Origin of the sequence: Photorhabdus sp. RM96S, assembly GCF_042879335.1 — a bacterium.
Taxonomy (GTDB): domain Bacteria; phylum Pseudomonadota; class Gammaproteobacteria; order Enterobacterales; family Enterobacteriaceae; genus Photorhabdus; species Photorhabdus kayaii.
This window is the reverse complement of the sequence record NZ_JBHFKT010000147.1, coordinates 1-694: the sequence shown is the minus strand read 5'-3', so window position 1 is coordinate 694 and position 694 is coordinate 1. Positions and strand designations below refer to the sequence as shown.

Annotated in this window: 1 pseudogene; it reads left to right on the top strand. The window is 58.5% G+C overall.

Annotated features, from left to right (window positions below):
* A pseudogene (locus ACGF49_RS24675) lies at positions 1–694 on the top strand (DNA primase); the annotation flags it as partial.

Here is a 694-nt window from a genome sequence, read left to right as displayed (position 1 = left end):
AAGTCACCCAAGACGACATTGCCCTGGCTAACCAGCTGGCGCATGAGGTGCTGGGGCGCACGCTGGATGAAATGCCGCCGCAGACGCGCAAGCTGTTACTGCTGATACAGGCCATGGTGAACGAACAGGCGCAAATCCAGCACTGCCAGCCAAATGAAGTGCGCTTTACCCGGCGGGATATCCGCGCCTTTACCCACTGGAGCGACAGCCAGCTCAAAAACCACTGTCAACGGCTGACGGAAATGGAATACCTGCTGTTGCATGGCGGCAGCCGGGGGCACCTGCTGCATTATGAACTGCTGTGGGACGGGGAAGACAACGGCGCAGCCCACCTGTGCGGCCTGCTGGATGTCGGAGAACCGGACTCCGAAACCGCCGGCAGTGAACGCAAGTCTGACCCGAAAGGTCGCAAGTCTTCCCCAAGTCCGGGGCAAATCTGGCCTGAGTCTGGGGAAGAAAAACCCGCGTCAGCCCGGACAGTACAAGTGCCGGCGGGGGCACAAGTCCGGGCAGATGAAAACGCTGTTATCAGGGAAAATAATCACGGAGACGCATTGCCTGTGCCCGACAGGGATAAAACGCTGGCAGCCGTCCCGACAGGTCATGAGAGCAAGTCTGACTTAAATAAACGCAAGTCTGCCTCAAGTCTGGGCCAGGTCCGGGCTAAGTCTGGGGTAAAAAAATCCCCATCAGG